Origin of the sequence: Micromonospora sp. NPDC049891 (assembly GCF_040660295.1) — a bacterium.
Taxonomy (GTDB): domain Bacteria; phylum Actinomycetota; class Actinomycetes; order Mycobacteriales; family Micromonosporaceae; genus Micromonospora.
The window spans coordinates 52,276-70,544 of record NZ_JBFAML010000018.1; the positions used below are offsets into that span (position 1 = coordinate 52,276).

The window sequence follows — 18,269 nt, forward strand, 5'->3', positions numbered from 1 at the left end:
GGGGGTGCCGGCGTTCACGCCTCGGCGCGGTGCAGCCAGGCCAGCAGGTCCGGCGGCGCCAGGGCGGCGACCCGGGAGTGGTAGCGGGCCCGCGTCGTCTCGTCGAGCAGCGCGTTGCCCTGACCGGACCGACCGCTGCGGAAGAAGGCGTTGCGGTCCTTCAGGACTCCGGCGGAGTCGGGAGCGAGCCGGTCGGCGCGGGCCCGCATCCGGGCGAAGGTGGCCGCCTCCACCAGATCGGGTCCGGGAGGTTCGAGGCCCAGCCGCTCGGCCAGGCGCCGCATCTGCCCGGACAGGTCGGCCCGGAGGTCGTCGTAGTGGACGAGGTGCACGTTCGGCAGGTGCCGGCGGGCCCAGGCGTCGCGTAGATGCCACATGACACCCGGCAGCGAGTCCAGTTCGGCGTGCGGATCCGGATCCGCGTCGATCCAGCGTACGAGCGCCCGCTCGACCGGCGGCCGAGGGCTGGCCGGCCCCGGCGGCGCGGGCTGGCCGGTCAACTCGGCGAGCCGGGCGCGGTCCAGGTTGGCACCCTGGTGGTGCAGCGAGACCGCCATGTCGAGCGGATGGCGAGCCACCACCACGTAGTGCACCCGGGGATCGCTCGGCACCCCGTCCAGCGGGGTGTGGGTCTTGATGAAGCGACGGTGCCGCTGAGCGGCCAGCCGCGCGTACACCTGCTCCTGCGGCTCGACCAACCAGTCGAGCCAGGGCGACAGCTCGATCAGTGGTGCCGGCAGCTCCGGCGTACGCAGCACGAGCAGGGCACAGATCATCTGCATCCAGGTCGTCCCGCTCTTGGACCGGGTGCTGATCACGATGTCCCCCGGGCGGAGCGGAAAGCCCTGCCAGCGGGCGCTGTCCTCGTCGGCGGACCGGTACCGGGTCGGTGTGTCAGACACCGCGCGAGGATAGTCGGGGAGCTGACACCTGTCCGGTGAATTCCCGCTGTCCCGCCCTGGGAGGTGGGTAATCGTCTGGCTACTCTGAATTATGATGCCCGCCCCCGGAGGTCGGGCGGAGGAGCCGGTCTACCGTCCCGTCCTCGCCGCACGGCGCGGGGAACTGGAGGCGCTCGGCCACCTCGACGACGCCCTCGCCCCGATGCTCAGCCCGATCCTGCAACTGTCCGAAGTCGACAGAACCGTCATCGACTCCCTGACCCGACTGCCGCCCGGGCTGCTCCCCGCTGTCGACATCGGCACCCTGCCCGACACGACGGCAGCCGCTTTGCTCCGCTGGGGCGTACCGCTGGTACCGGTGATCGGCCTGACGGACGATGCGGGGCGGCTGGCGGCGCTCGGCGCCACCGCCCGCGCGCACACCCAGCGGGCCGTGGTGCGCCTACGGCTCCGCCAGGACCGGGCCGGCCCCGACGCCACCACCACGGCGGTGGAGCGGATCGGGCGGCACGCACGGCTGGGACCTGAGCAGTGCGACCTGGTCGTCGACTGCGGTGACGTGTGCTGCCCGGCGGACGTCCGGCTGGCCGAGCCCCGGGTGCGGCGGATGCTGGACTGGTCCCGGCGGCACGCCTGGCGTTCGGTGAGTGTGGTGGCCGGTGGCATGCCGCCGACCCTGTCCCGACTGCCCATCGACGAGCCGGTGCGGGTGGAGCGCTGGGACTGGCTGCTCTGGCAACGGCTTACCGATCTGGGCGTCGCCTTCGGCGACTACGGCGTCACCCCCGCCGCGATCCCGACCCAGCCGACAGTCGACAGGCACCTGACGGTCACCTACACCGGCAACGGCGCCTGGTGGATCCACCGCTGGTCGCGACGCCGGGGCCAGGGCGACCAGCGGGTCGCCGACCTGTGCCGCACGCTGATGTCGGCGCCGCACTGGCCGGCGACGGGCGCCAGCTTCTCCTGGGGCGACCAGGAGATCTCGCGTCGGGCCCGGCGCGGCGCCGGGGCGGGCTCGGCAACCAACTGGATGGCGTGGAGCACCTCGCACCATCTGGCCCACGTACTTGACGCGTTGACCCGGCCCGCCCGCGCTACTCCTTCTCGGTGAATCCGAACTGCACGACGCCCTCGTCGTCGACCGTCGCGTCGACCGAGGCGTCACCGAGCAGGTCGGCCGCGTCGGAGTCGAGGAAGATCCGGGCACCCTGGTTGTCGACCACGTGGTCGCCCTCGACCGGTGCGGGAACCAGCTCGACGGTGAGCGAGCCGGCCGTGGTGTCTGCGGCGATGCGTACGCCACCGCCCTCGGAGACGTCCTGTTGCGCGGCGAGATCACGGATCACCAGGACGGCGTTGTCGGTCATCGTGAGCATGGTGGGACTCCTCGTGGTCTTCTGGGCTCCCGGGCGGTGCCATCCCCGCCACATCGGGGCAGCTCAAGGCCCCTCCAGCCCTCCACGGTGCCCGCCGTCGAGGCGTCCGTCAAATAGAGCGATGTCAGCGCGATACGAGGCGTGAAGACCCGCTGCGCGGGTATCCGTACCGGTTGCGTCGCCCACCTTGCTCAGGCCGGCGACCGGGGCGGCAGCGGGGCGGCGGGATCACCTCGTTCGATGAGTGCGGCGATGTCGGCGTCGTGCAGGCCACGCAACGCGAGCACCCGGGTGCCCCACCGGTGCAGCCGGCACGGATGCGGGCTGGCGTCGTTGCGGCAGACGGTCCCCCCCGACCAGTTCCGGGGCGCGTGCACCACGACGGCCCGTACGGCGAACTGGGCATCCTCGGCGGTCACGTACGGCGGCAGGGGAATATCCCGCAGCCCCACCCCGGTCCGCTTGCCGGTGGGCGGGGAGGAACGGACGGTACTGCTGCTGTTCATCGGCCTGACCTCCACACAGGACGGTCGAACACGGACAGCAGGACGTTACGACTCGATCGACCCGGGGTGACGGACAAACTGTCCCGAGGACTCAGCCGGCGGCCGCCTGCGCCCGCAGTGCCGCAGCGGTCTGGCCGGGATCGTAGCCCGGGCCCACCCCGTCGAAGATGATCGCCGTGGCGTCGATGTGCCGCGTGCGCAGCGGCAGGATCTCCTGGTACGCCGGCGAGTCGTACCAGGCGTGCGCCTGCTGCCGGTCGGGGAACTCGAGGATGACCACGCTGCCCGGCCACTCGCCCTCGCGTACGTCCACCTCCGGGCCGTGCACCACGAACCGGCCACCGAAGGGCTCCAGCGTGGCCTGGATCCGCTCCAGGTAGGTCAGAATATCCTCGTTGACCTGCGGGTTCCGCAGGTGCGCCAGCGCGAAAGCGGGCATCGCTCGTCCTCCCCGTGTGTCGTCAGTCGCGTTCGAGCAGCACCACCGGGATGTCCCGGTCGGTCTTCGCCTGGTAGTCGTCGTACGCCGGCCAGATGCCGGTCATGACCGGCCAGAGCCGCGCCTTCTCCTCGGGCGAGGCGACCCGCGCCCGGGCGGTGAACCGATCGGCACCGACCTGCACCTGGACCTGCGGTTCGTCCAACAGGTTGAGATACCAGGCCGGGTGTTGCGGGGCACCGCCCTGGGAGGCGACCACCGCGTACGCGTCACCGGACCGGCCGTAGATCAACGCGGTGCGTCGTAGCGCGCCACTGCGCCGACCACGGGTGGTCAGCAGCAGCGTGAAGACGCCCGATCGCCACTCGTGCCCCTCGGCACCGTCGGTCTCGACGTACCGGTTGATGTGCTCGGCCACCCAGTTCGTGGGGCTGTCCAGCACCCCTTCGTCCGTGGTCATCAAGTCCTCCGGTCTCGTGGGACGGTCGTCGCCCAGGCTACTGCCGAACCGGACCGCCGGCCGGGCAACGGCCGCGGTGCTCTCGGGACACCGGTCAGCGTAACGCGACCGCCTGTAGGCCGACGTTGCCGCAGTGCGGGGTGAAGCTCTCCTCCACCGTCCAGCTGAGCAGCAGCCGGGTGCCCTTCGGCGCCTGGAACCGGATGGTCGCGCCGGTGGACTGACTGGTGTGCCGTTCCTCCAGCCGCAGGGTGCGGCTCGGTCCGCCGCCGCTCAGCCGCGCCTCCAACCGGCCCCGGGCCATCCACACGCCCAGGTAGACGGTGGCGGTGCGCGGTTGACCGTCGGCCACCACCGCGAGGCTGAAGCCGCTGCCCGCCCCGCAGGTGTAGACCCCGTCGGGCGTGGTCTCGGTGGACCGCACCGGCGCCCCGTCGCGCCACCGGAACAACTCCTGGTTGCCGTCCCAGCCGCCCCGCTCACCCCGACCGCCCAGGTCCCGGATCTCGGCGGAGCCGTCACGCTTGCGCACCGTCGTCCCGGCACCGCCCAGCCCCCAGTGCACCCAGTCGCGGTCGCCCACCTCGGTCAGGTCCACCGTCGCCGGGATGTCCGTCCGATCGACGGTGAGCAGCACCGATTCTCCGGACGGGGTGGCGGAGGTGGGGCTGGGCGTAGGGACCGGGCTGGGGCTCGGTGGACGCTCCCGGGGCCGCAGCCCGGGCACCGCCGGTGCGGTGGGCCCGTTGCTGGGCAGGCTCGGGCGCCCGACCACCGCGGGCAGGCCGTCCGGCTCGGCCTGCTGCTCCCGTTTCGGCTCCGACCACCAGTGCACGTACCCGACCAGGGCCAGCAGCCCGGCCAGGGCGGCGACCCCCTCCACGGCCCAGCGGCGACGCCTGCGGGCTCGGGCGAGCCGGCGGGCAGCCCGGGTCGCACGGTCCTGGCCGGGAGGCTGTCCCGTCGCCGGTACGCGGTGCCGTGCGGCCCCGCCGCGAGTTGCCCGTGGGGGGTTCTCCTCCGCCACCGACTCTCCACTTCTGCCGGACCGGACTCGCACCGGCTCACTCCACCCGGATGCGTGGACGCCTCACATTGGCATTGCCGGGACCCTCCGCGCTAGGCCGCGTCTCATCAGACCGTCGCCAGCGAGACTCAGAACAGGCGGCCCCGTCTGCGGTGGCGGCACCCGGCCCGGTCGGTCGCGCAGGACCGTCCGTCACCACCCGGCCATGGTCCGGGCGGTTCAGTCCCGGATGTCGAAGCCGAGGGCCCGGGCGAGGGTCGTCGCCTGCATCATGTCGATGACCGCCCCGGCGCGGTGCACAGTGGTCGGATCCAGCCCGGCCAGGTCGCTGCCGCGCAGGTCCGCACCGGACAGCCGGGCTTCGCGCCACTGCACGTCGGACAGGTCGCACCCGGTCAGCGCCGCACCCGTCAGGTCGGCCCCGGACAGGTCGGTCTCGCGCATGCGTACGCCGGTGAACCGGGCTCCGCGCAGGTCGCCACCGGCGAGTGTGAGAAACGACCAGTCGCCCCCGGCCACCGTCAGCGGCCGCAGGTCGCAACGGTCGAAGGTGCTGCCCACCAGCTTGCAGCCGGTGAACTCCGCCTCGAAGAGGTTGCACCTGGTGAAGACGCACCGGGTGAAGGCCGAGTCGGTGTGCCGGGACACGTTGAACGCCACGTCGCCGAAGGTGCAGCCCTCGAAGACGGCACCCCGGCTGGTCGCCTCGGTGAGATCCACCCGGTGGAAGGTGCAGTTGACGAAGTGCCGGTCGGCCAGATCCTCGGCGTACCAGTCCTCGTCGCGGAAGGTGGCGTCCTCGGTCGGCTCCGGCATGCCCTGAGGCTAACCAGTGACCCCGACAACACACCTTCCCCGCCTCGCGTACCGGCCGGTAGGTTCCCAGTGGTGAGCATGGCACCCAGCATCGAGGCGAAGCAGGTCGGATTCGACCCGGCGCGGCTGGCCCGGATCGACGAACACTTCGCCGGTTACGTCGACGCCGGCCGGTTGGCCGGCTGGCAGGCGGTGGTCACCCGGCGCGGCGAGATCGCGCACAGTTCGACGTACGGGCTGCGGGACCGCGAGGCCGGCACGCCGGTGCAGCCGGACACCCTCTGGCGGATCTACTCCATGACCAAACCGATCACCTCGGTCGCGGCGATGATGCTCTGGGAGCAGGGCCGCTTCGAGCTGACCGACGAGATCGGGCGCTGGCTGCCCGAGTTCGCCGACATGCGGGTCTACTCGAAGGGTTCGACGCTCAAGCCGTACACCGTGCCGGCGATCGAACCGATCCGGATCTGGCACCTGCTCACCCACACCGCCGGGCTGACCTACGGCTTCATGCAGACCTCGGTGGTCGACGGGCTGTACCGGGCCGCCGGGTACGACCTCTACCCGCCGGCCGAGGTCGACCTGGCCGAGGCCTGCCGGGTCTTCGGTGAGCTGCCGCTGCTGTTCCAGCCCGGCACCGCCTGGGGCTACTCGGTCGCCACCGACGTGCTCGGCCGGCTGATCGAGGTGGTCTCCGGACAGAGCCTGGACACCTTCCTGACCGAACGGATCCTGCGCCCGCTGGGTATGGCCGACACCCGCTGGCACGTCGAGGGCGCCGACGCCGAGCGGCTGGCCGCCCTGTACGTGCCGGACCCGGCGTCCGGTCGCGCGGTGCGTCACGACGCGCTCGGCGCGCTGGCGTATGAGAAGCCGGTGCTGCTCTCCGGCGGCGGTGGGCTGATCTCGTCGGCCGCCGACTACCACCGTTTCACCCAACTGCTGCTGCGTGGCGGCGAGCTGGACGGCACGCGGCTGCTCGGTCCCCGCACGGTGCGGTTCATGGCTCGCAACCACCTGCCCGGCGGGCAGGACCTGGGCACCCTGTCCACCGGCGGGTTCGCCGAGACCAACCTCGACGGCATCGGGTTCGGCCTCGGCTTCGCGGTCGTCGACGACCCCGTACCGAGCCGGGTACCGAGCAGCGTCGGTGAGTACTACTGGGGCGGCGTGGCCAGCACCGCGTTCTGGGTCGACCCGGTCGAGGAGATCACCGCCATGTTCTTCACCCAGCTGATGCCGTCGAGCACCTGGCCCATCCGGCCGCAGCTGCGCCAACTTGTCTACTCGGCGCTCGTCGACTGACCGGTTCCGCCGACGCTCACGACTTCTCCTGCCTAGCCTGGGAGGCGTGGTAAACGTCGTCGTGTTCGGTGCGGGCGGCACCGCGGGTTCGCGGATCGTCAGGGAAGCGTTCGACCGTGGTCACCGGGTGGTGGCCGCGGTACGTCGCCCCGAGGCGGACGCGCCGTACCTGCCGGCCGGGGTTCGGGTCGTCACCGGGGACGCGACAAGTGAGCGCAGCGTGCGGGAGCTGGCACCGGAGGCGGACGCGCTGGTTCTGGCGATCGGCGGCGGCAGCCGTTCGCTGTGGCCCGACGCGGCGCGGGCCGTGCTCGACGCGTTGCGCGGGATGCCGGCGGCCCCCCGGGTGATCCACGTCGGCGGCGGTGCCACCCTGCTCAGCCCGGCGGGTACCCGACTGCTGGACGACCCGGACTTTCCCGCCGAGTACCGCGACGCCGCGCTGGGGCAGGCGGAGGCCCTGGACCTCTACCGCTCCTCGGCCGACGGGGTGACCTGGACGTATCTCTCGCCACCGCCACTGGAGTTTCACCCGGGCGAGCGCACCGGCCGGTACCGCACCGGCACCGACGAGCCGGTGACCGACGCGCAGGGCCGCAGCGTCCTCAGCTACGAGGATCTGGCGGTCGCGGTGGTCGACGAGATCGAGAACGGGCGCTTCCGGAACATGCGCTTCACCGCCGCGTACTGATCTCTGATCTTGAGTAACGGCAGCTCACCGGATAGATTCGAGTCTCTGTGATCCGGGCGTCACACCCCTGACGCGCGGGTCGGACCTCGAATCAGGAGGGCGCCGTCTTGGCTTCGCTCGACGACACCGTGACATCCCCGCACGAATCGTCCCGCTCCACTGGATCAGGCTTGCTCAACCGGCGACGGATGTTGACCGTCGCACTCGGTGGCGCCGCCACCGTGGCGCTGCCCGCCCCGGCCTGGGCGGCCGACGGCCAGCGCCCGGGCGCGCACCGGCCCCCGGCCCTCACCCCGCAGGACCGGGTCGTCGTGGCCCAACTGTCGGCGAAGCGCGCCCTGCAACATCTGAAGGTGCTCTCCGAGGACATCGGCCCCCGTATCGGCGGCACCGACTCGGAGCGCCGGGCGGCGCACTACATCGCCGGCCAGCTCGACAAGCTGTGCTACGACACCACCCTGCAACCCTTCCCGGTGGCCGACAAGTTCCTCGCCCAGCTCAGCTCGCCGTCCGGGCTGCCCCGGGACCTGAACTGGCAGGCCGGGGCGAGCGGGCAGGCCGCGCTGGACACCAGGATCACCGCATCCGTGGTCGACGTCGGTGCGGGTACGCCCGGCGACTACCCGGCCGACGTCAGCGGCCGGATCGTGCTCGTCGACTATGTCGCGGCCCAGCGCGAGCAGCTCGCCGCGACCGCCGTGGCGGCCGGGGCGGCGGCAGTGGTCTTCCTGCCGGCCGACCTGGTGGAGCCCCGTCGGGCGTCGGCGTTCTCCCCCACGCTGCCCGGTTCCGCCGCCGCGCCGCTGCCGATCCCGGTCGTCGGGGTGGCCCAGGCACAGAAGCACCGGCTGCGCGCGTTGCTGGCCGCCGGCCCGCTCACCCTGACCATCGCCACCACCGCACACCGGGGGTTGACCTCGCACAACGTGTTGGCTGAACGGCGTGGTCGGGCGGGTGCCGACGGCCCGGTCGTCATGGTCAGCGCCCACTACGACTCGGTCATCGGCGCACCGGGGGCCAACGACGACGGCTCGGGCACCGTGCTCTGCCTGGAACTGGCCCGGGTGCTGAAGGCGGTGCCGATCAACGCCACGGTGCGGTTCGCCCTGTGGGGCTCGGAGGAACAGGGGCTCATCGGTTCCCGCTACTACGTGGCCCAGCTGCCGCAGCCGGAGCGGGACCGGATCCTCGCCGTCTACCAGAACGACATGGTCGCCACCAGTTGGGACCCGGCGACCCGTTACTGGCTGTTGTCGTTCACCGGGGAGAGCAACCGGGCCACCGACGAGGTCGCGGCCGCCGCCCGGCGGCTCGGCTACGAGCCCCAGATCTCACCGGTCACCCAGCGCGGTGCCAGCGACCACCAGTCGTTCCAGGAGGTCGGCATCGCCAGCGCGAACTTCTCCTGGCGTGGTGAGGAGTCACCGGCGCTGCTGGAGCCGCCGTACCACAGCCCGGAGGACACCATCGCCAAGAACATCAGCCTGGAACGGCTCCAGGTGTCGATGGAACTGATCGGCTGCGCCACGTACGCGACGGCCCGGCGCTGATCGTCGGCGGGGCGCGGCAGTTCGCCGCGCCCCGCCCGCGTCACTCGGCCAGTCGGGCCGGGAAGCCCCCGGTCGCGATCGGGCCCCACCCGGTGATGGTGATCCTGATCAGCGACTTGCCCTGGCGCCGCATCGCCTGCCGGTACTCGTCCCAGTCCGGGTGCTCACCGGAGATGCCCCGGAAGTACTCGACAAGTGGTTCGAGGGCTTCGGGCAGGTCGAGCACCTCGGCGTCCCCGTCGATTTGCACCCACGGGCCGTTCCAGTCGTCGGAGAGCACACAGGCCGACACCCGGGGGTCGCGGCGGATGTTGGCGACCTTGGCGCGCTCCGGGTAGCTGGAGATCACCAACCGCCCCTCGGCGTCCACCCCGGCGGTGACCGGTGAGGACTGCGGCCGGCCGTCGGCGCGGGTGGTCATCAGCACCACCCGGTGCCGGGGGCGGAGGAAGTCGAGAAGTTCGTCCCGGTCTACCCGGGTGTTACGAGCGATCGTGGGTGACATCGCTCGTTTCTATCAGCACTCAGGCGTGCTGACCGGCGGACGGCTGGCTGGGCACCCGGGGGCGCATCGACGGTCGCCAGGCCCGGCCGTTGGCGTAGATGATCCGGAAGCCCAGGTAGGACGCGAGCGGCGCCCAGTGCGCCGATCCCATCCGCAGCTCGGCGGCGTTGTGCCGGCGGCCGTTGGCGAGCACGTCGAGCAGGACGGTCTCGAACGCCGCCGACTCGACCCAGTCCACCTCGCGGGTGAAGCCGCAGATCAACGCGGCACCTGTGACGTCGAGAAAGTCCCGCAGCACGGTCTCGGGAGCGCGCAGAACCGAACAGCTGCCGAAGTAGAGGCGTCGCCCCTCGCAGCGCCCGGCCATCAGCTCGGCCACCTCGGTGAGTTCCACCGAGTGCCAGTCGGTGAGGCACAGCCGGTTCGGCTCGCCGTGCATGGCGAAGAAGCCGAGCCGGTGGTCGGCGTACTGCTTCAGCAGCCAGCGGTCGATGAAGTAGAACAACTCGTCCCGGGTGGCCGCGTCCTTGTGGATGAAGCGGACCTTGCCCAGCCGTTCGAGGAGTTCCAGGGTGGGCAGCACGGATCCGCGCTCGTTGAGATCGCGGTGCCACTGCCCCTCGACACAGAAGATGCCACCGCGCGCCACGCCCACCTCCCCGTCGTCGCCGGCGCTGACGTTACCGGGCCCGTCGGCTCGGAGAACATCACCCTCCGTGGCACCGGTTGCGACCTTCCGCGCCGAATTGGCTTCGCTACGACGCCGCAGCACCGATTGCCTGTTTCGCAAACAGCCCTAATTCCCAGGCAATGCTCAGGCATGGCGAATTGTGAGGACAATTCTCGTTAATCCCCTCCAATCGGCTGCTCCGGTGCGAGGGTGGATCCACGGGACGACCCGGTCGAAGTCCCGGCTGCCACCCCATTCACTCTCCTATCGGGAGGACTTCTGTGCGCGTACACACCTTGAAACGGGCAGTCGTCGCCCTCGCCCTGGCCCTGCCGGGCGCTGCGATCGCCTCGGTGGTCGCCGCGCCAGCGGCCCATGCCGACGGCTGCTACACCTGGAACCGCACCCTCTATCAGGGGCGCTCCGGCAGCGACGTACGTGAGCTGCAACTACGAATCGCCGGCTGGGCCGGCAACAACAACGTCGTGGAACTCGACGGACGGTACGGGCCGAAGACCGCCGCCGCGGTGCGCCGCTTCCAGGCCGCCTACGGCATCAGAGTCGACGGGATCGCCGGACCCCAGACCTTCCGGAAGCTCTACCAGATCCAGGACGACAACTGCACGCCCCGGCACTTCAGCTACAGCGAGATGGACGACGGCTGCGGCGGCAGCGGGTGGGACGGCGGCCCGCTGAGCACCACGCAGACCCGCCAGAACGCGCTCCGCACCATGTGGAAGTTGGAGGCGCTGCGCAAGAGCCTCGGCGACGACCCGCTGATCGTGACCAGCGGGTTCCGCAGCCGCAGCTGCAACAGCCGGGTCGGCGGTGCGTCGGACAGCCAGCACCTCTACGGCAACGCCGCCGACCTCATCTCGAACGACAAGTCGCTGTGCCAGGTCGCCCGCCAGGCACGTAACCACGGCTTCAGCGGCATCATCGGGCCCGGCGTCTCCGGCCACAACAGCCACGTCCACGTGGACTCGCGGCGGGAGAACAACCAGGACCGCAGTACGAACCACACCTACTGGGCGGCACCAGCCTGCGGAATCCCCGCCGGAAACCGCTGAGCGCACGGCGCATCGCGACGCCGGCCCGGGCGCGGGCGGGGAATGACCTCGCGCTCCGGGCCGGCGTCGTACCGCCGGCGGGCGAACCCCTCTCAGCTCGCCCGCGGCCAGCGCGGCGCGGTGGCGGGGGGTGCCACCGGCCGGCCGGAGCCGGGTGCCCGGACGCCGGTACGCGCAGCCGGGGCGGCCACCCGGGGTGCCGGGCCACGAGCCGGGTACCCGGCAGCGCGGTCGGGTCGGGTCGGATGACCGGGGGCCCGGGGCGGGTAACCGGCGGCGCGGTCGGTGCCCGCCGGACGCGCGGCGGGAGTACGTCCCGCCGACGGCCCGTTGATCAGGAACGGGAACGGCACGTGCACGAACGGATTTCCGTGCCGGATCAGGGCGTCGAGCTGTCGCTCGTTGAGCCCGTGGTTCAGCAGTACCCGCCGACCCCACCGATGCAGCCGGCAGGGGAACCGGGCACCATCGTTGCGGCACAGCGCCCCGGACGGCCACTCCTCGGCCGCGTGCACGACCACCGCCCGGACGGCCAGCCGGACGTCCTCAGGGGTCAACGGCGTCGGGACCGGCAACTCGCCCAGAATCTGATCGATGGGATCCGTCGACTGCTCATCAACTCGCACGGCAGACCTCCCGCAGCTCCGGTAGCGGTGCGCTTGAGCACCGCACCTCGGGCAGTGGTACGGCCACCGAAGCGGGATGGTTCAAACCGGTTTCAGACGAGCCCGGCGTCGTGTACGAGCAGGGCCACCTGCACCCGGTTGTTGAGTCCGAGACGGGTCAGCAGTCGGGAGACGTACGCCTTGACGGTGGCCACGCTCATGTACAGCTCGGCGGCGATCTCGGCGTTTGTGCGCCCCATGCCCAGGGCCACGGCGACGGCCCGTTCCCGCTCCGTCAGACCCTCGATCAACCGCGCGGCCCGGTCCCGACGCGGGTCCGCCACCGGGCCCGCCGTGACGTGCTCGATGAGGGTCCGGGTGACCGTCGGCGACAGCGTCGCCTCGCCGGCCGCCACCCGGCGCACCGCCCGCACGATCTCCACCGGCGGGGTGTCCTTCAGCAGGAACCCACCGGCACCGGCCCGCAGCGCCCGCAGTACGTGCTCGTCGGCGTCGAAGGTGGTCAGCACGAGCACCTCCGGCGGCTGAGGCAGCGCACGCAACGCCTCGGTGGCGGCCAGCCCGTCCATCCGGGGCATCCGGATGTCCATCAGCACCACGTCCGGCCGGCACGCGGCGACCGCCCGGACAACCTCGGTGCCGTCGGCCGCCTCACCGACCACCTCAAGATCGGGCGTACCGCCGAGGATCATCGACAGTCCGGCGCGAACCAGCGCGTCGTCGTCCACGATCAGGATCCGCACCGACCGCTCCTCGCCCGCCGCCGACGCCGGGCCACGTCCCGCGTCAGGCGCGGGCACCGCACCACTCCCCTCGGCCGGGCCAGCTGCCGTCGGCGCCGTACGGCCCTCCTCGGCTGCCGCCGGCGCCGCACCATCCTCCTCGGCTGCGGCCGGGGTCACGTCGCCGGCCACGGCAGCCACGCGGCCAGCCGGAAGTCGCCCTGCTCGTCAGAGCCGTGCTCCAACCGGCCACCGGCGAGGCTGACCCGTTCGGCGATGCCGACCAGGCCGGTGCCGGAGCCTGGGATGACCGTCCCGGGCAGCTCTCCCACCGGCCTACGGTTGCGGATCTCCACGCGTAGCCCGTCCCCCGGCGCCCCGCTGAGGCCGACGGTGACGGCGGCACCGTGGGCGTGCTTGCGGGCGTTGGTGAGGCCCTCCTGCACGATGCGGTAGACGCTGCGGCCCACGGCCACCGGCAGCCGGTCCGGCGCGGAGACAAGCTCCCGCAACTCGACGCGGGTCCCGGCGGCCCGGGACTCGGCGATCAGGGCGGGCAGGTCGTCGAGGGTCGGCTGGGGGCGTTCCGGGTCGTCGGAGAGCGAGGTCTCGGCGCGCAGGACGCCGATCACCTCGCGCAGGTCCTGGAGGGCGGCGTGGGCGCTGCCCCGGATCACCCCGGCGGCCCGGGCCACCTCCTGAGCTGGCGCGTCGGGGCGGAATTCAAGTGCACCGGCGTGCAGGCTGAGCAGCGAGATGCGGTGGGCGAGCACGTCGTGCATCTCCCGGGCGATGCGGGTGCGCTCCAACTGCCGGGCCTGGGCGACCCGTAGCTGCTGCTCGGCCTCGGCCCGCTCGGCGCGCTCCCGCAGTGACAGCACCAGCTGCCGACGGGCCCGCACGAACATCCCCCAGGCCAGCACCAGCAGGGTGATCACCACACCCCAGAGGGTGGATATCCAGTACGGGCTGCCGGGATCGGGACGCAGCAGGGCGAAGAAGAAGTTGGTGAAGAGCCCGGCGGCGGTGACGGCCAGAGCGACAGCCGTCCGACGGTGCACCACCACCGTGAAGTAGATGATCAACAGGGCGATGCTGGAGGCTATGGAGAACATCGCCAACGGCAGCGTCGCCAGGGCCACCCCCACCGGCCAACGACGCCGCAACCAGAGCGCCGCCGTGCAGGCCAGGCCGAAGAACCCGTCCGCGACGATCATCCACTCGTGCGGCAGCCGATCGGCGAACGTCGGACTCGGGGAGGCGGCGTCGAAGCTGGCCAGCACCACCCAGGTCAGGGAGACCAGGAACGCGAGGCTGTCGATGAGCCAGTCGCGGGTGGTGCGCCGCGGCCGGCGGCCCACCCCAGGGTCCAGCGCCCCGGGCAGCAGACCCGGGTGATCGAGGACGACGGCGCTGGTCACAGGCGCAATGGTAGGCAGCCCATCGGGTACCGGACCAGCTACCAAAGTCGAGACCTCGGCGTCGACCTTGGTCTGTGCAGCGGCAGACCGATGGCCGCTGCGGATGGCCGGCCGGCTCGGACACGCTGGCACCATGATCGCCGTACATCAGCTCACCAAACGGTACGGGCGGCACACCGCCGTCGAGGACGTGTCGTTCCACTGCGAGCCCGGCACCGTCACCGGTTTTCTTGGCCCCAACGGGGCCGGCAAGTCCACCACGATGCGAATGATCTGCGGGCTGACCCCGCCGACCTCCGGTGCGTCAACCGTCGACGGGCGCCCGTACCGGCAACTGCCCAATCCGGGCCGGACCGTCGGTGTGCTCCTGGACGCCTCCGCCCAGCATGCCGGGCGGACCGGCCGGGAGGCGCTGACCGTGGCCGCCTCGACGATGGGCGTCGACCGGCGCCGGGTCGGCGAGGTGCTCGACCGGGTGGGGCTGGGCACGGCCGCGGCCCGGCGGCGGGTCCGGGCGTACTCGCTGGGCATGCGGCAGCGGCTCGGCCTGGCCAACGCGCTGCTGGGCGACCCCCGGGTACTGGTCCTGGACGAGCCGGCCAACGGGCTGGACCCGGAAGGCATCTTCTGGATGCGTGGCCTGCTCCGGGACTTCGCCGACCGGGGCGGCACCGTGCTGCTCTCCTCCCACCTGCTGCGCGAGGTGGAGGCGGTCGCGGACCGGCTGGTGGTTATCGGGGGCGGCCGGATCGTGGCCCAGGGAGGCAAGGACGAACTGCTGGCCGGTGCCGGCACCGTGGTGCGGGCCCGCGACGGTGCGGCGTTGCGGGCCGCGCTGCACCGGGCCGGCCTGACGGTCAGCGAGGGTTCCGAGGGGCTGTTGGTCGGTGCCGACACCGACGCGGTCGGTGAGGTCGCCCTGACCGCCGGGGTGGCCCTCACCGAGCTGCGTCCGGCCGGCGGCGGTGGCCTGGAACAGCTGTTCCTCACCCTGACCGCCACCGCGTCGGGCCCTGTCGTGCCCGCCACCACAATCGCCGAACCGACCGGGGAGGTCGTCCGATGACCACCGTCAGCACCGCACCAGAGGTCACCCCGGGTCACCGCTCGGGCGAACACCGGCCGTCGCTGGTCCGGCTGACCGCGGTGGAGCTGCGCAAACTCGTCGACACCCGGGCCGGCCGCTGGCTGCTGATCACCATCGGCCTGGTCAGCGCCGTGATCGTCGCGCTCCTGCTGGTGTACGCCGAAGCGCCGGAGCAGAACTTCACAGTCTTCTTCACCACCGCCCTGCTGCCGGTCGGCGTGCTCCTTCCGGTGCTCGGCATCCTGTCGATCACCAGTGAGTGGTCGCAGCGGACCGCGCTCACCACGTTCGCCCTGGTGCCCCGGCGGGAGCGGGTGATCACCGCCAAGCTCGGCGCGGTGGTGCTCGCGGCGCTCGGGGCGGTGCTGAGCAGCCTGGCGTTCGCCGCCGCCGGCACGGCGATCGCCGGTGCCACGGGTGGCGCGGGCACCTGGCGGATCGAGGGAGCCCTGGTGGCGCACTCGGTGGTGTTCCAGGTGGCGAGCGTGCTGATGGGCGCGGGGTTCGGGCTGCTGCTGCTGAACACTCCGCTGGCCATCGTGACCTACCTGGTGCTGCCGATCATCTGGTCGATCGTGGGGGAACTGGTCCGGCCGCTGAACCGCGCGGCCGAGTGGCTGGACACCGGGCGGACCATGGAGCCGCTGTTCACCGCCGAGGTGACCGCCGGGCAGTGGCAACGCCTCGCGGTGTCGCTGCTGGTCTGGTTGGTGGTGCCACTGGTCGCCGGCATGGTCCGCACCATGCGACGGGAGGTGGCGTGAGGGCGTACGGGACGCCGACAGTGGTCAGCGGCGGCGTCACCGAACTGGTCGTGCTCTGGGGCGGGATCCCGCTGGTCGGCGGCGTGCTCGGTGGGTTGCTGGTGGCCGGGGCGGGCTGGGTGGCCGACCTGCCCTGGGCTCCGGCGCAGGGCCTGTTCCGAGCGGTCGACGGCCTGCCCGACCGGTACGCGCTACCCGGCGGGGTCGGGGTCGGCATCCTGGTCGGGCTGGTGATCGCCGCCATCGGCACCGCCGAACGGGTACGCGTGACGGTGTCCGGCACCGGGGTCCGGTTGCGTGACGGCAACTCCGATCGGGAGATCGACAGGCGGGACACCCGGGCGGTGTACGTGGACGGCAAGCACCTGGTGCTCCTCGACGCGGACGACGCCGAGCTGGCCCGGCAGTCCAGCGACCTGCCGGCCACGGAACTGGCCGAGGCCTTCCGGGAGCACGGCTGGCCGTGGGCGGAGGCGGATCCGCATCGCGCGGCGTACCGGCTCTGGGTGCCTGACCTGCCCGGCTTGCCGGCCGGTGCGGACGCGCTGCTGCGGGCCCGGCGGGAGGCGTTGGAGCACGACCGGAGCGCTGAGGCCCGCGACCTGCGGGCGGAACTGGCCCGCTACGGGGTGGTGGTCCGCGACGACGGCAAGCGACAGCATTTCCGACTGACCCGCCGCGCCGCGCTGCCCGACTGACCCGGCCGGGCCGAACCCCAGACAGGGGGTCCGGCCCGGCGAGGCTGCTGGTCGGCTACCTCCAGTGGTGGCCGTGGCCGTGCTTGTGACCGTGGCCGTGCTTGTGGCCGTGGCCGTGCTTGCCCTTGCCGGGGGTCGTCACGCCGTTCACCTTCGAGGTGTCGTACGCGAACGTGATCACGGCGGTGGCGATGGCGTCGGCGTTGACGTCGAGCGCGAAGACGTTCACGTTGCCCTGAAGCCGGTACTTCTTGCCCAACGCCTTGTAGGTGGCGGCATCGGCGCCGTCGGCGACCGGCGTACGGCTGTCGCAGGCCTGGTGGTAGCAGGGGTCGTAGGAGACCCCGGCCAGCCCACCGAAGAGCGCGACCTCGGCTTCCGTCTTGACGCCTTCGGCACCGGTGAACAGGCCGCCGGCCGGGATGTCGACACCGGCGGCGATGAACGGCCCGTAGTCCGAGCGACCGGTGAAGTCCGACGGCACGGTGGGCAGCTTGCGGGAGGCGAAGAACTTCTCGAACACCTTCTCGATCTCCGCCGAACCCTCCGGGCCCGGGCCCGCGCCCTGCTCGGCGGAGTCGTCACCGTCGTACACCCCGAACACGTAGTTCGGCGAGCCGACCATGTCGAAGTTGAGGTAGAGGGCGATGTCGGCGATCTGCTGCTCGGTCAGACTGTCCACGTAGTACTGCGAGCCGACCAGGCCCGCCTCCTCCGCGCCCCACCAGGCGAAGCGGACGGCGTTCTTCGGCTTCACCTTCGCCATCTGCAACGCCACCTCAAGCAGCGCCGCGCTGCCGGTGGCGTTGTCGTTGTAACCCGGCCCGGCCGGGTCCGAGTCGAGGTGCGCGCCGGCCATGACCACGTTGTCGGTGCGGCCGTGCCGGGTCTGCGCGAAGACGTTCTCGGTGCTGCGGATCTCCGAGGTGGTGTCGGCCTCGATCCGCACCACCAGGCCGGCGGTGGCCGCGAACTGCTCACCGCTGTAGTACGACACGGAGACGGCCGGGATGCCGACAGGTGTGCCGAGGGTGCCGGCGAACAGGTCGTAGCGATCCGCGTTGGCCTCCGGCGTACCGTTGCCCTGGTTCATGATGATCGCGCCGACGGCACCGGCGGCCTCGGCGTTTACCACCTTGTCACCGAACGCGCAGGTGCCCCGCTGCATCAGCGCGACCTTGCCGGCCACGTCGACGCCGGCGAAGTCGCTCGCCTCGCAGCCGGAGGACGAGGCGCGCGGCGGGTCGAGGGCGAGGTCGACCGGGACGACCGCTCCCTCCGCCGTGCCGTCACCGGAGTAGTCCATCAGCTCGTAGTCGACGCCGTCGGTGTACGTGGTCGGGCTCGGTGCCACCTGGGCGAACGACGAGCCGAACTCCTCGTAGAAGGCGAAGTCGAACTGCTGCCGGGTCACCTGGTAGCCGGCCTTCTTCAACAGCTTGGCCACGTAGTCGGCGCTGGCGTCGTAACCCGGGGTGCCGGAGGCGCGGGTGCCGGCGTTGGCGTCGGCGATGGCCTGGAAGGTGTCGAGGTGCTTGAGCACCCCCTTGACCGTCACCGCCTTTGTCAGCTTGCTGGCCGAGTTGTTGTTCGGGCTGGCCAACGCCGGGCTTACCAGCGCTGTCGTGCCC

At 71.8% G+C, this 18,269-nt stretch carries 20 protein-coding genes and 2 pseudogenes; 8 read left to right on the top strand and 14 right to left on the bottom strand.

The genetic code is table 11. From position 1 onward, the window contains the following. Nucleotides 1-14: 14 nt before the first annotated feature. A complete protein-coding gene (locus AB0I71_RS21835) occupies nt 15-902 on the bottom strand; it encodes a sulfotransferase domain-containing protein (RefSeq protein ID WP_357587352.1) in 888 nt (295 codons plus the stop codon). Between the two features lie 94 nt (nt 903-996). Between AB0I71_RS21835 and AB0I71_RS21840 the strand changes: the two genes are divergently transcribed. Then, nucleotides 997-2,016, top strand: coding sequence for a hypothetical protein (locus AB0I71_RS21840; RefSeq protein ID WP_357587354.1), 1,020 nt, complete (start codon nt 997-999; stop codon nt 2,014-2,016). On the opposite strand, the gene AB0I71_RS21845 is transcribed toward AB0I71_RS21840, so the two are convergent. The 6 genes from AB0I71_RS21845 to AB0I71_RS21870 all read right to left on the bottom strand — a co-directional run bounded on the left by AB0I71_RS21845 (nt 2,000) and on the right by AB0I71_RS21870 (nt 5,529). Then, entirely contained in the window at nt 2,000-2,281 is a 282-nt protein-coding gene (locus AB0I71_RS21845; RefSeq protein ID WP_357587356.1) for an adhesin, read from the bottom strand. The two genes, AB0I71_RS21840 and AB0I71_RS21845, sit on opposite strands and share 17 nt — an antisense overlap. A 191-nt stretch (nt 2,282-2,472) precedes the next feature. Beyond that, nucleotides 2,473-2,787, bottom strand: coding sequence for a hypothetical protein (locus AB0I71_RS21850; protein ID WP_357587358.1), 315 nt, complete (start codon nt 2,785-2,787; stop codon nt 2,473-2,475). Between the two features lie 91 nt (nt 2,788-2,878). Continuing rightward, a complete protein-coding gene (locus tag AB0I71_RS21855; RefSeq protein ID WP_357587360.1) occupies nt 2,879-3,226 on the bottom strand; it encodes a DUF1330 domain-containing protein in 348 nt (115 codons plus the stop codon). Nucleotides 3,227-3,248: 22 nt separating this feature from the next. After that, nucleotides 3,249-3,686 carry a nitroreductase family deazaflavin-dependent oxidoreductase gene (locus tag AB0I71_RS21860; RefSeq protein ID WP_357587362.1) on the bottom strand — a complete coding sequence of 146 codons (438 nt, stop codon included), beginning with the start codon at nt 3,684-3,686 and terminating at the stop codon, nt 3,249-3,251. Between the two features lie 94 nt (nt 3,687-3,780). Beyond that, nucleotides 3,781-4,713, bottom strand: a complete 933-nt coding sequence (locus tag AB0I71_RS21865) for a hypothetical protein (protein WP_357587364.1) — start codon at nt 4,711-4,713, stop codon at nt 3,781-3,783. 219 nt (nt 4,714-4,932) lie between these two features. Continuing rightward, entirely contained in the window at nt 4,933-5,529 is a 597-nt protein-coding gene (locus tag AB0I71_RS21870; protein ID WP_357587366.1) for a pentapeptide repeat-containing protein, read from the bottom strand. Nucleotides 5,530-5,601: 72 nt separating this feature from the next. Between AB0I71_RS21870 and AB0I71_RS21875 the strand changes: the two genes are divergently transcribed. From AB0I71_RS21875 to AB0I71_RS21885, 3 genes are all read left to right on the top strand, one after another. Then, on the top strand, nt 5,602-6,834 hold the full coding sequence (locus tag AB0I71_RS21875) for a serine hydrolase domain-containing protein (protein WP_357587368.1): 1,233 nt from the start codon (nt 5,602-5,604) through the stop codon (nt 6,832-6,834). A gap of 46 nt (nt 6,835-6,880) precedes the next feature. Beyond that, entirely contained in the window at nt 6,881-7,525 is a 645-nt protein-coding gene (locus AB0I71_RS21880) for an NAD(P)H-binding protein (RefSeq protein WP_357587370.1), read from the top strand. Nucleotides 7,526-7,713: 188 nt separating this feature from the next. Further along, a complete protein-coding gene (locus AB0I71_RS21885) occupies nt 7,714-9,075 on the top strand; it encodes a M20/M25/M40 family metallo-hydrolase (protein WP_357587372.1) in 1,362 nt (453 codons plus the stop codon). A 40-nt stretch (nt 9,076-9,115) separates the two neighbouring features. Here AB0I71_RS21885 and AB0I71_RS21890 read toward each other — a convergent pair whose 3' ends face one another. Further along, nucleotides 9,116-9,580, bottom strand: a complete 465-nt coding sequence (locus AB0I71_RS21890) for a PPOX class F420-dependent oxidoreductase (RefSeq protein ID WP_357587374.1) — start codon at nt 9,578-9,580, stop codon at nt 9,116-9,118. A 19-nt stretch (nt 9,581-9,599) separates the two neighbouring features. Beyond that, entirely contained in the window at nt 9,600-10,229 is a 630-nt protein-coding gene (locus AB0I71_RS21895; protein WP_357587376.1) for a hypothetical protein, read from the bottom strand. Nucleotides 10,230-10,531: 302 nt separating this feature from the next. On the opposite strand from AB0I71_RS21895, the gene AB0I71_RS21900 reads away from it, so the two are divergent. Beyond that, entirely contained in the window at nt 10,532-11,320 is a 789-nt protein-coding gene (locus AB0I71_RS21900; RefSeq protein WP_357587379.1) for a D-Ala-D-Ala carboxypeptidase family metallohydrolase, read from the top strand. 92 nt (nt 11,321-11,412) lie between these two features. On the opposite strand, the gene AB0I71_RS21905 is transcribed toward AB0I71_RS21900, so the two are convergent. The 3 genes from AB0I71_RS21905 to AB0I71_RS21915 all read right to left on the bottom strand — a co-directional run bounded on the left by AB0I71_RS21905 (nt 11,413) and on the right by AB0I71_RS21915 (nt 14,089). Beyond that, nucleotides 11,413-11,946, bottom strand: coding sequence for a hypothetical protein (locus AB0I71_RS21905; RefSeq protein WP_357587381.1), 534 nt, complete (start codon nt 11,944-11,946; stop codon nt 11,413-11,415). Between the two features lie 92 nt (nt 11,947-12,038). Further along, entirely contained in the window at nt 12,039-12,746 is a 708-nt protein-coding gene (locus tag AB0I71_RS21910; protein ID WP_357587500.1) for a response regulator transcription factor, read from the bottom strand. Between the two features lie 98 nt (nt 12,747-12,844). Beyond that, the gene (locus AB0I71_RS21915; protein ID WP_357587383.1) at nt 12,845-14,089 is read right to left on the bottom strand and encodes a histidine kinase; all 1,245 of its coding nucleotides are present in this window, start codon (nt 14,087-14,089) and stop codon (nt 12,845-12,847) included. A gap of 133 nt (nt 14,090-14,222) precedes the next feature. Between AB0I71_RS21915 and AB0I71_RS21920 the strand changes: the two genes are divergently transcribed. Genes AB0I71_RS21920 through AB0I71_RS21930 form a run of 3 tightly spaced genes read left to right on the top strand, consistent with a single transcriptional unit; the run spans nt 14,223 to nt 16,638 of the window. Then, a complete protein-coding gene (locus AB0I71_RS21920) occupies nt 14,223-15,155 on the top strand; it encodes an ATP-binding cassette domain-containing protein (protein WP_357587385.1) in 933 nt (310 codons plus the stop codon). Next, nucleotides 15,152-15,940, top strand: coding sequence for an ABC transporter permease (locus AB0I71_RS21925; RefSeq protein ID WP_357587387.1), 789 nt, complete (start codon nt 15,152-15,154; stop codon nt 15,938-15,940). The genes AB0I71_RS21920 and AB0I71_RS21925 overlap by 4 nt, the downstream gene beginning before the upstream one ends. Continuing rightward, complete coding sequence (locus AB0I71_RS21930) at nt 15,937-16,638, top strand: hypothetical protein (RefSeq protein WP_357587389.1); 702 nt, start codon at nt 15,937-15,939, stop codon at nt 16,636-16,638. The genes AB0I71_RS21925 and AB0I71_RS21930 overlap by 4 nt, the downstream gene beginning before the upstream one ends. A 187-nt stretch (nt 16,639-16,825) precedes the next feature. Here the strand turns inward: AB0I71_RS21930 and AB0I71_RS21935 are convergent. Both AB0I71_RS21935 and AB0I71_RS21940 read right to left on the bottom strand, forming a co-directional pair. Continuing rightward, a pseudogene (locus tag AB0I71_RS21935) lies at nt 16,826-17,635 on the bottom strand (M20/M25/M40 family metallo-hydrolase); the annotation flags it as partial. After that, a pseudogene (locus tag AB0I71_RS21940) lies at nt 17,624-17,944 on the bottom strand (PA domain-containing protein); the annotation flags it as partial. The pseudogenes AB0I71_RS21940 and AB0I71_RS21935, both read right to left, overlap by 12 nt. Between the last annotated feature and the right edge of the window lie 325 nt (nt 17,945-18,269).

What these genes read in the sequence shown, in the direction of transcription:
- AB0I71_RS21840 (WP_357587354.1), top strand. Translation starts at nt 997, where the DNA reads ATGCCCGCCCCCGGAGGTCGGGCGGAGGAGCCGGTCTACCGTCCCGTC.
- AB0I71_RS21845 (WP_357587356.1), bottom strand. Translation starts at nt 2,281, where the DNA reads ATGCTCACGATGACCGACAACGCCGTCCTGGTGATCCGTGATCTCGCC.
- AB0I71_RS21850 (WP_357587358.1), bottom strand. Translation starts at nt 2,787, where the DNA reads ATGAACAGCAGCAGTACCGTCCGTTCCTCCCCGCCCACCGGCAAGCGG.
- AB0I71_RS21855 (WP_357587360.1), bottom strand. Translation starts at nt 3,226, where the DNA reads ATGCCCGCTTTCGCGCTGGCGCACCTGCGGAACCCGCAGGTCAACGAG.
- AB0I71_RS21860 (WP_357587362.1), bottom strand. Translation starts at nt 3,686, where the DNA reads ATGACCACGGACGAAGGGGTGCTGGACAGCCCCACGAACTGGGTGGCC.
- AB0I71_RS21870 (WP_357587366.1), bottom strand. Translation starts at nt 5,529, where the DNA reads ATGCCGGAGCCGACCGAGGACGCCACCTTCCGCGACGAGGACTGGTAC.
- AB0I71_RS21885 (WP_357587372.1), top strand. Translation starts at nt 7,714, where the DNA reads ATGTTGACCGTCGCACTCGGTGGCGCCGCCACCGTGGCGCTGCCCGCC.
- AB0I71_RS21890 (WP_357587374.1), bottom strand. Translation starts at nt 9,580, where the DNA reads ATGTCACCCACGATCGCTCGTAACACCCGGGTAGACCGGGACGAACTT.
- AB0I71_RS21920 (WP_357587385.1), top strand. Translation starts at nt 14,223, where the DNA reads ATGATCGCCGTACATCAGCTCACCAAACGGTACGGGCGGCACACCGCC.
- AB0I71_RS21925 (WP_357587387.1), top strand. Translation starts at nt 15,152, where the DNA reads ATGACCACCGTCAGCACCGCACCAGAGGTCACCCCGGGTCACCGCTCG.